This is a genomic window from Myxococcus sp. AM011 (genome assembly GCF_013372595.1).
Taxonomy (GTDB): Bacteria; Myxococcota; Myxococcia; order Myxococcales; family Myxococcaceae; genus Myxococcus; species Myxococcus eversor.
Genome location: NZ_JABXEM010000357.1, coordinates 1 through 9,268, shown reverse-complemented (window position 1 = coordinate 9,268; position 9,268 = coordinate 1). Strand labels below are relative to the sequence as shown.

8 protein-coding genes are annotated in these 9,268 nt (G+C 69.8%); 7 read left to right on the top strand and 1 reads right to left on the bottom strand.

All coding sequences use genetic code 11. The features are described 5' to 3' along the window. On the bottom strand, positions 1–1,604 hold a 1,604-nt coding region (locus HUW62_RS43015), incomplete at its 3' end, for an AsmA family protein (RefSeq protein WP_255203963.1). A gap of 332 nt (positions 1,605–1,936) precedes the next feature. On the opposite strand from HUW62_RS43015, the gene HUW62_RS43010 reads away from it, so the two are divergent. From HUW62_RS43010 to HUW62_RS42980, 7 genes are all read left to right on the top strand, one after another. Continuing rightward, positions 1,937–2,233, top strand: coding sequence for a DUF378 domain-containing protein (locus HUW62_RS43010; RefSeq protein WP_163866452.1), 297 nt, complete (start codon positions 1,937–1,939; stop codon positions 2,231–2,233). 101 nt (positions 2,234–2,334) lie between these two features. Then, positions 2,335–3,552 carry a PEGA domain-containing protein gene (locus HUW62_RS43005; protein ID WP_217911891.1) on the top strand — a complete coding sequence of 406 codons (1,218 nt, stop codon included), beginning with the start codon at positions 2,335–2,337 and terminating at the stop codon, positions 3,550–3,552. Further along, positions 3,549–4,496, top strand: coding sequence for a tRNA glutamyl-Q(34) synthetase GluQRS (gluQRS, locus tag HUW62_RS43000; protein WP_176437746.1), 948 nt, complete (start codon positions 3,549–3,551; stop codon positions 4,494–4,496). The genes HUW62_RS43005 and gluQRS overlap by 4 nt, the downstream gene beginning before the upstream one ends. A 134-nt stretch (positions 4,497–4,630) precedes the next feature. Then, positions 4,631–5,581, top strand: a complete 951-nt coding sequence (locus tag HUW62_RS42995) for a hypothetical protein (protein ID WP_163866450.1) — start codon at positions 4,631–4,633, stop codon at positions 5,579–5,581. A 179-nt stretch (positions 5,582–5,760) separates the two neighbouring features. Then, positions 5,761–7,602, top strand: coding sequence for a patatin-like phospholipase family protein (locus HUW62_RS42990; RefSeq protein ID WP_176437745.1), 1,842 nt, complete (start codon positions 5,761–5,763; stop codon positions 7,600–7,602). Positions 7,603–7,627: 25 nt separating this feature from the next. Continuing rightward, positions 7,628–8,365, top strand: a complete 738-nt coding sequence (locus HUW62_RS42985; RefSeq protein ID WP_176437744.1) for a TIGR02269 family lipoprotein — start codon at positions 7,628–7,630, stop codon at positions 8,363–8,365. 2 nt (positions 8,366–8,367) lie between these two features. After that, the gene (locus tag HUW62_RS42980) at positions 8,368–9,081 is read left to right on the top strand and encodes a double-CXXCG motif protein (protein ID WP_176437743.1); all 714 of its coding nucleotides are present in this window, start codon (positions 8,368–8,370) and stop codon (positions 9,079–9,081) included. Positions 9,082–9,268 lie beyond the last annotated feature (187 nt).

The following is a 9,268-nucleotide window of genomic DNA, read 5'->3' as shown; positions in this document are numbered from 1 at the left end:
CCCTTGTGCCCCAGCGCCGTGAGCCCCTTCGTCAGGGCCGGCGTCACCGCCCCACCAAGGTCCGCCGTCGTGAGCACCCCGTTGCTCAGCCGCACGCTCCCGTTCCCCGTGACACCGTTGCGCACCCGCGCCCAGTCCAGACCACTGCCGTTGAGCTGCAACTCACCACTCGCGAGGCCTTGCAGCGACGACTGTCCTGACAACGCCTGGAAGGCCTGTGCGGTGTCCATGCCCTGCAGGTTCGCCTTCAACGTCCACGCGGGCTGCGACTTCGTGAGGTCCACCTTCGTCCCCGTGAGGTCCGCGCGCCCGCCGTACACCGTCGCCCCACCCTTCTCGATGAGCAGCACCCCTTCGTCCAACTTCGCCTGCGCATCCACGTTCGTCGCCTGGAGATTCCCGTGACGAAGCGTCCCGAGCTTGAGCGTCCCGTCCACATCCACCTTTCCAAGCCGCGCACGCATGGAGGCAGGCAGCGCGGTGGTCTTGGCAGCAGCCGCCTTGGAAGTGGACTCCTTCTTCGGCGCGCTGGGCGGCAGTGCACCGAGCAGATGTTGCAGGTCGAGCTCCTTCCCCTCCAGCGCGAAACGGATACGCGCAGGCGCCATCTGCACCGAGGCCGTTCCCCCCAGGTCAACACCCGGCCCCGCGAGTGAGAGGCGCGTGAAGTTCACCTTCGTGGCCTTCAGGTGCTCGGGGTCGATGAGCGAGTTGAAATCGAACGCGCCGCTCGCCGGGTCACCTCGGAGCTTCAGCCCCTTCGCCGCTCCATGGCCCACGACTGCGTACTGCCCCTGCAACTTCGTCGTCACCTCCGCGTCGACATCCACCAGGCCTCCGGTGAAGTAGGCGGTCGCCGAGGGCGGCAGGAAGTCACGCACCGCGCTCACCGAGAGGTCCTTGGCGCGCAGCTTCATCGTCACCTTGGGCCACGGCTCACCGGGCACGGGCATGCCGGCGGGCAGCGGGTCGACCTTGAGGTCCATCTCCACGTTCTGTTTCGAGTCGGCCACCGCTGCTTTCAGCGTGCCCTCGAGTGGCAGGCCTGGTCCCACGTGCTTCAAGTCCGCATCGAGGTCCTGGACCGCGACCGCGGCCGTGCCTCCCGCCGCCTGCTGGTCCGTCACCTGTACGACGCCGTTCTCAATCCGAAGGCGCTCCACGGAAGCCTCCGTCCCGGACTCCTTGCCATCGCCAGTGCTGGGGGTTGCCGGAGCACTTCCGACCGACTGGTAGTTCCAGGTCCCATCAGCGCGCCGGACCAGGTTCACCCGGGGCTCCTCCAGCTTCACCGAGCCCACGCGGACGTCCTTGCCGAAGCTGCGGATGAGCGGCCAGAGCTGAACGGTGGCCGTCGCGCGTGAAGCCTCCAGGAAGGGCGGCTCGTTGCCTTCGCCCTCGGCCCGGAAGTTCGTCATCGTGGCGCCGGGTTTGGGAAACCACTGGGCGTCGAGCTTCTCGAGAGTCACCTTGTGGCCAAGGGCCCGGGTGGCGGCTGTCTCCACCTGTCCGCGCAGCCGCTGCGCGAGCCAGGAAGGATTCGCCACCAACACGCCGATGACCAGCACCAGCGCCATGACCACGACGCCAAGCGCGACCTTCAAGGCGCGGTGACGAGAGGGGTCCTTCCTGTTCCGTGCATCCTGTTCCATCGCATCACCCTGGTTCATGGCACCCAATGAATGACGGTGCGCAGTCGCGGACTCAGCGGGGCCCCTCGGAAGGTCGTGCTGTCGGTGGAACGCTCCCGGCCTCGGTGAGCATGAGCGGGACACCTCGACCGCAGCGCCGCGAACCACGAGGGCGAGCAGGCCATCGTGTCGAGCGCTCCAGGGGCTCCGTAGATTGAAGACCGAAGGACACCGACGGCCCCGGTCTCGCCGAGAGGCACCGAGCACCTTCGGCTCAAACTCATGACGACAAGAGGAGACAGGCCATGGAACGACAGGACGGAGACCGCCTCAGGTCCACACTCGCGAAGGTGACGGCCGCGCTCGCCATCATCGGCGCCATCAACTGGGGCCTGATTGGCTTCTTCAATTGGAACCTCGTGAACGCCATCTTCGGTGGCGCCACGCAGGGGCAGGCGAGCGCTCTCGCGCGCCTCATCTACTGCATCGTGGGACTGGCGGGACTCGCGCTCGCACTCACCTTCCCATGGAGCCGCGGGGAGTCGACCACCACCACGGGGAGCCCGCTGACAGGCAGGAGGTCCATGAGCGGACGGTTCTGACAGCAGCACGACAAAGCGCGGGCCCCGGCCCACAACGGCCGGGCGGAGCGCCGCTCTCGGCTCCGTGCTAGGAATTCGGTCGGCTCCTCGCCGCTCCGACCATGACGCGACTCGCGCTCCTGCTCTGCCTCCTCCTGGGTGCCTCTTCCATCGCCGCGCCCCAGCGCGCGCCTCGGAAGAAGGTGGCCGTGCTGCCCTTCCAGGCCGTCTCCGGAGACGTGCCCGCGCGCGCCGGTCCCCGACTCGCCGCGCGACTCGCCTCGGAAATCCACGGCATGGCGGGACTGGCTCTCGCGGAGCCCCCCGTGGCTCCCGTCCCCGACGCGCAAGCGGACGCACTCACCGCCGCCCAGGCCGCCGTGCAGGAAGCCGTCACCGCGCGCGCGGCCCGTGACTTCACCCGCGCGGAGTCCGCCCTCGGCCGCGCCCTGGACGCCTACGCCGCGAACGCCACCCACCTCCAGGATGGCTCCGCGCTCGCCGACACGTACGCCCTGCGCGCCGCCGTGCGCTACGCCGTCGGTCGCGATGACGAAGCCGTGGACTCCCTCACCCACGCGTTGGCCGTGGCCCCGGGTCGCTCGCTGCCCCTCGCCGCCACCTCACCCCTCTTCGCCCACACCGTCGAGCGCGTCCGCGCGGCCCACGCCATCCAACCTCGCGGCGTCCTGCGCTTCGAGTCCTTTCCCCAGGGCCTCGAGGTCCTCCTCGATGGCGCCTCCGCCGGCACCACGCCCGTGCGCGTCACGCAGGTGCCACCCGGCGCGCACCTGTGGCGCGCCACCCTTCCCTCCGGTGAGCCCGTGGGCGGCATCGTGGAGGCCGTCTCCGAGCGCGAGGTCACCACCACGATTCAGCCCCCCGGCACCGGCACCTCGGCCTCGCTGGCCCTCGCCCTCTCCGGCAATCAACTCGACGCCTCCGCGCTCCAGGCCGCCGCGACGCTGGGACGCGAGGCGAGCGCGGACCTCGTCGTATTCGGCACCCTGTCCCGCTCGGGCACCGGGCTCGCGCTCGATGCCTTCGTGTTCGCCCCGGGCGATTCGACGCCTCACAGGCTGCCTCGCCTCGCGATGGACCTGGAGCTGCTCGATGCCGGGGAGCCCCTGCGTGCGCTCGCGGCGCAGCTCGCCTCTCGCGGCGTGGAAGCGGGGATGGCGGAAGCCGTGCCCCTGTCGCCCACGCCGGGTGCCTCGCGTGTCACTCGCGCCGCGCAGACCGTGTACGCCGTCCCCACGTCGGAGCCGGTGAAGCCCGCCGCGCCCGCGCCCATCCGGAGGCCCGTGGACCCCATCCGCAAGCCGCTGGTCCGACCGTGAGCGGCTTTCGCGGGCGCTTCGCTCCCAGCCCCACCGGGCGCATGCACCTGGGCAACATCCGCAGCGCGCTGCTCGGCTGGCTCCAGGCCCGCGCCGCCGGTGGCCGCTTCCTCCTTCGCATCGAGGACCTGGACCGCGCGCGCTGCAAGCCCCAGTACGTGGACGACTTGATGGCGGACCTGCGCTGGCTCGGCCTCGACTGGGACGAGACGCCCCTGGTCCAGAGTCAGCGCGACGACCTCTATCGCGAGGCGCTCGCCACGCTGGAGAAGGAAGGCCTCGTCTACCCGTGCTTCTGTACCCGGGGCGAGATTGCCCGCGCCGCCAGCGCGCCTCACGGACTCTCCGAGGAGGGCCCTCGCTACCCCGGCACCTGCGCCCACCTCACCGTGGAGCAACGCGCCGAGCGCGCGAAGACGCGAGCCCCCGCGTACCGCTTCCGCGCCCGTCCTGGAGAGGTGCGCTTCATCGACGCGCTGATGGGGCCCTCCGCGCAGGACGTGGACGCGGTGGTGGGCGACTTCGTGGTGCGCCGCAATGACGGAGTCGCCAGCTATCAGCTCGCCGTCGTCGTGGATGACGCGGCCACCGGCATCACCCACGTGCTGCGCGGGGATGACCTGCTGTCGTCCACACCCCGCCAGCTCCAGCTCTACACGGCACTGGGTGAGCGGGCGCCCGACTTCCTCCACGTCCCGCTCGTGCATGGAGAAGACGGCAAGCGCCTCGCCAAGCGCGAGGGTGCCTTCGCGCTCGCGGAGTTGAGGGCACGCGGACTTGCTCCCGAGCGGGTGCTCGGCCTGCTCGCCGCGTGGAGCGGACTGGGCGATGGGAGCCCCAGGACACTCGACACGCTGGTGCGAGCCTTCTCATTGGAAGCCCTTCCCCGCTCGCCCGTCGTCGCGCGCGAGGAGGTGCTCATCGCGGCACTCGGCCTGCGGTGAGCCCCTGCCGTCTCCCTCTCACCGAGGGAGCGTCCTCCGGGGGTGGAATCGTCCGGTGCCCGACGATGCCCATGTTTGCCGCGGACCCGAGCACGCCCGTCCCTGGGTGCTCACCGCGGCAGGAGGCCCGGCCCATGGCAACCACCATCGTGGAGAACGAGAAACCTGGCGTCATCGGCGCCAGCGCGGGAACGCCTTTCAAGCTGAGCTGGGGCGCCATTCTCGGCGGTACCGTCGTCGCGCTCGGCGTGCTCATCCTGTTGTACTCGCTGGGCCTCGCGCTCGGCCTGTCCTCCGTGGACCCGAGCAATCCCGGCAGCGCGCGCTCGGCGGGCATCGGCACTGGCATCTGGGGCCTCATCGCCCCGCTCATCGCCCTCTTCATCGGCGGCTTCCTGGCCGCGCGCACCGCGGGCGTGGTGGACAAGGGTGGCGGCGCGATGCACGGCGCGGTGATGTGGGGACTGACGACGATTGCCGGCGTCGTCCTCATCGGCATGCTGCTGTCCACCATCGTCGGCACGGCCTTCAAGGCCACCACGGGCGTGGTGGGAGCCACCGGCGCGGCCGTGGCGGGCGCGGCCTCCCAGGGTGGGAACGCGGCCCAGGCGTTCGGTCTGGATGCCAATGACGCGCTCGCTCCGGTGAATCAGCGGCTCAAGGCCGAGGGCAAGCCGAGCATCACCGCCAATCAGCTCGAGGCGGCCACCAAGGACGTCGTCACCACCGCCGTGCGCACGGGGAATCTGGACCGCGAGGTGCTCGTCACCTCCATCGCGGAGAACACGCGGCTGTCGCGGGCGGACTCGGAGGACGTCGCCAACCGCGTCCAGACGCAGATTGACAGCGCCAAGGCGAAGGTGGGCCAGGTGGGTGAGCAGGTGCAGCAGGGCGCGCTCCAGGCCGCGGACAAGACGGGGCACGCCTTCTGGGGCGTCTTCGGCGCGCTGCTCCTGGGGCTCATCGCCTCGGTGCTCGGCGCGGGGCTGGGCGTGAGCAAGCGCCAGCGCGTCCACGCGGAAGGCGTCATCACCCCGCCGCGCGGCGGCACCACCACGACGACACGTCGCGAGGTGTATCCGTAGGGCCCTCGCGACCCCACGGCGCGAAGTCCAGGCCCACCTCTCCCCAGGGGTGGGCCTTTCGTTTGTCATCTCTCCCTCGTGGGCCTCATGCGCTAACGTCACCGTCGCGATGTGACGAAGGGGTGCCTCGCCGTCCGCTTCCTGGGACCCCGCCATGCGCTCCTTGACGGGGGACCCTCGTGAACCGAAGTAGCACGTACCTGCTGTGCCTGACGGCGATGGCCACCCTGTCGAGCGGCTGCTTCCTGCGAACCGGCTACATCCTCGAGGAGCTCAACGCGCCCTCGGAGCCCAAGACTCCGCCGCCGCTGCCCACGTCCCTGCGCGAGCGCGTGGGGCGCCTGACGCGCTCGCACCTGGTGGACGCCTACGCCAACCCGTCAGAGGTCGCGAAGTGGATGTCCGCCCTCGGGGACTCCTCCGAGGTCATCGCGGAGCAGGTGGAGTGTCTGCGCGCGAGCGCGGGTGGCAGCAACTCCGCCTGTTACGACACCTTCTTGAGGAAGACCGTGGCGGGGGGACTGTGGGGCCTGCCCGCGACGCCGGGCACCGTGGACCCGACGGCGCCCACCGCCGCCGAGGTCGATGCGCAGCGCTTCATCGGCAACGCGATGGGCATCGCCGCGTCGCTGGCCGCGCTGGGCGACTCGCTCCAGGACCCGATGAACCCCTTCCTGCTCAAGCAGGGCCTGCGTGAGGGCGCCGAGTCCGCCGCGCAATACGTGAGCGCCCGCCGCTGGAGTCGCAAGCTGGGGCGCCCGTCCAACGCGGTGGTGCTCAGCGGCGGCGGAGCGAATGGGGCCTTCAGCGCCGGCATCATGTGGCGGCTGCTCGGGCTGATGGAGCAGTGCCGGGGCAGGCCCGAGCCGGAGGGGTGCGGGGACGCGCGCATCGACCTGGCGGCGGGCACCAGCACCGGCGCGCTCATCAGCACGATGGTGGACCTGTTCCACACGCCCGGCCAGGAGCAGAAGGCGCGGGACATGCTCCTCGGCAACTACACGTGCTCGGTGGAGTCGGACCTCTACTGCGTCAATTCGACCTGGATTTGGAAGATTGCCTCGGACCTGAAGGGGCTGGTCCGCTTCGACGGGGTGGAGGGCAAGCTGCGCGCCGCCGTCATCCCCGCGCAGCTCACCAACGGCACGGAGCTGGTGTCCGTCTCGGTGGACTTCAACACGGGGGACGTCTTCGGAATCAGTGACCAGGACCCGGCGGACTTCCCGCCCACGTGGACGGACGCGCAGCGCGTGGACGGCCTCATCAACGCGGTGGTGGCGTCCATCGTCGAGCCGGTGCTCGCGGAGCCGGTGCCCTGGATTCCCTCGAGCTCGGGGCGCTACCAGGGCACGTTCCTGGATGGCGGGGTGCGCTCGGGGCTGCCGCTGCTGCAGGCCGTGCAGCGCGGCGCGGAGCGGGTGCTCGTCATCTCCACCGGCGGGCTGGACCCCACGCCCGTGCCGCCGCCGGAGCACGCGGTCGGCATGTTGTTGCGGACCATCGACCTGTTCGTCGCGCAGCCGCGCGTGGGCGAGGTGCAGCAGGCGGAGCTGGCGGCCGTGGGCCGGCGCTTCGCGGAGTACAACGTCTGCGCGCTGCGGCTGGCGAACGTGGCGGACCCCACCGCGGTGCCGACCTACTGCCGTCGCACGGGCACGGGCTTCGTGCCGACGGAAGCGCGCTCGCTCCAGGCCGCCACGAGCATGTGGATGGGCCCCGCCCGCTTCGAGCAGGTGGCGTCGAGCTGGCGCTCCTCGTGGATGTTCCGCCCGGAGTCCGAGCTGGCGACGGCGAGCGGGTACGCCTTCTCTCCCCAGGTGATGCGTCCGCTCTTCAAGGACGGGGTGAAGACCTTCCAGCAACGGTGCGCGGAGGTGCTGCGCCTGTTCGAGATTCGCGGCACGCTCGCGGAAGCCGAGTGCGCCCGTCCCGTGGACGAGGTCGTCGCGGAGGCCGAGTCCCACTTCGCGCCCATGGGCCAGTGCACGGACGGCAAGCCCGGCCAGCGCTCCTGCGACTGAGTCAGCAATGGGATGGAAGGTGCCCATGGTTTCTCAATTGAGATGGATGCTGAGCGGCTTGCTGGTGGCGTCGTGCGCCGCGACGCCCCTTCCTCAGCAACGATGGGAGACCGCGGAGTCGGAAACCGGGGAGTGTGACGCTCCGGAGGAGGACCGCTGCACCCTGTTCATCTGCGGGGTGGAAGCCTGCGGCCTCTACGCCTGCGAGGATGTCGACCCGAGTCGCATCGCGCGCGCCCAGGCGGTGGTGCCCATCCGGCCACCCCCTCCGCCACCACCGCGCTCGGGAACAGCGCGTCCGTTCCCCACGCCTGTCCATCCTCAACGCTACTGGGGAAGCACCCAAGGACTCCCGGAGAACGCGGAACCCATCTTCATCATCCCCTGGAATGAGACGAGCGCGGAGTACGCGGCACGGCTCGCCAAGGAGTCGGAAGACGCCCCCAAGCGGACCTGGGTCAAACACCACGTGTTCCCTCAGGCCTTCAAGGAGTGGTTCCTCTCCAGGGGCGTGAACATCCACGAGTGGACGCTCATCGTCGACAAGCAGATTCACCAGGAGATCCACCGAGGCACGGCCGGAGGCCCCTGGAATTGGGAGTGGGCGAGCTACATCGAGAACAACCGACGAGCGGGACGGCAGGCCATCCACCTCTTCGCCACGCAGATGATTTTTCGCTGCGACCTGTCGGGACCTGTCGTCCCGTACCACGGCAAGAGGTCCCTCCCGCTGTTTCCCGTCGTGGAAGAAGACATCTACTGACCATGCGGCTCTACCGACTGCGAAACGTGACGCCGTCACGTTACTCCTGGGACCTGCGGACAGAGCATCAATGGCTCTTGCCTGGCCTCCACTGCCCCACCTGCGATGAAACCTGGAGCGGCATCGGAGAGGCCTACCCCGCCGTCGACCTCTCGGAACTTCCGGAGCACGGGAAGTTCAAGGCGCGTGTCGAAGAGGACTTTGGTGAGTTCACCCGACTGCGGAACCTGGTGCGCCCGCTGGTGCCCGAAGGTGTCCCGCTCGAACCGGGAACGACGTTCGGCGCGCTCCGAGGACGGGGACGCGGGAACTTCCCACCGCTGGTGTTTCCAACCCCCTGGACGTTGCTCATCCGCGGAGAGGCACTGGATGCGCTTCAGGCCACGGGCCTGCGAGGACTGCGGGGCTGCAAGACGGACCTGCGCCTTCGGGACTCGAATCCACCCGAACTGCTGGAGCTCCAGTTAGAGCCACGCGGGCTGCTGCATCCGGATTGCCTCCCCCGGAACCTGCCCCCTCCTTGCGCGACGTGCGGAGAGCTGACGTTCAGCCTTCCAACGGAGCCCATCCTGGAAGCACGCTCCATCCCCACGGACCGGGACCTGTTCCGACTCGCCAGCTATCAGACGGTCATCGTCGGAACCGAGCGGCTCGTGGAAACAATCCAGCGGCTCGGCCTCGATGAAGTGGAAGTCCGCGAGCTCCCGACGCGCTGAGCGAACACCGACACCGAACCCGGGCATATCCTGCCCCTGGCCTCTCCCCGCACCCCACCGAGCCTATGTCTCGACAGAGCTCCACCACCCGTTGGGTCACCGTCCCGCTGGTCTGCCTGGGCCTCCTCCTGCTCATCGCCGCCCTGGCCTACTGGCTCACCCAGCCCGTCTACGTCCCGCCCCCGGA

Coding starts and splice junctions, on each gene's coding strand:
- HUW62_RS43010 (WP_163866452.1), top strand. CDS start 1,937: ATGGAACGACAGGACGGAGACCGCCTCAGGTCCACACTCGCGAAGGTG.
- HUW62_RS43005 (WP_217911891.1), top strand. CDS start 2,335: ATGACGCGACTCGCGCTCCTGCTCTGCCTCCTCCTGGGTGCCTCTTCC.
- HUW62_RS42995 (WP_163866450.1), top strand. CDS start 4,631: ATGGCAACCACCATCGTGGAGAACGAGAAACCTGGCGTCATCGGCGCC.
- HUW62_RS42985 (WP_176437744.1), top strand. CDS start 7,628: ATGGTTTCTCAATTGAGATGGATGCTGAGCGGCTTGCTGGTGGCGTCG.
- HUW62_RS42980 (WP_176437743.1), top strand. CDS start 8,368: ATGCGGCTCTACCGACTGCGAAACGTGACGCCGTCACGTTACTCCTGG.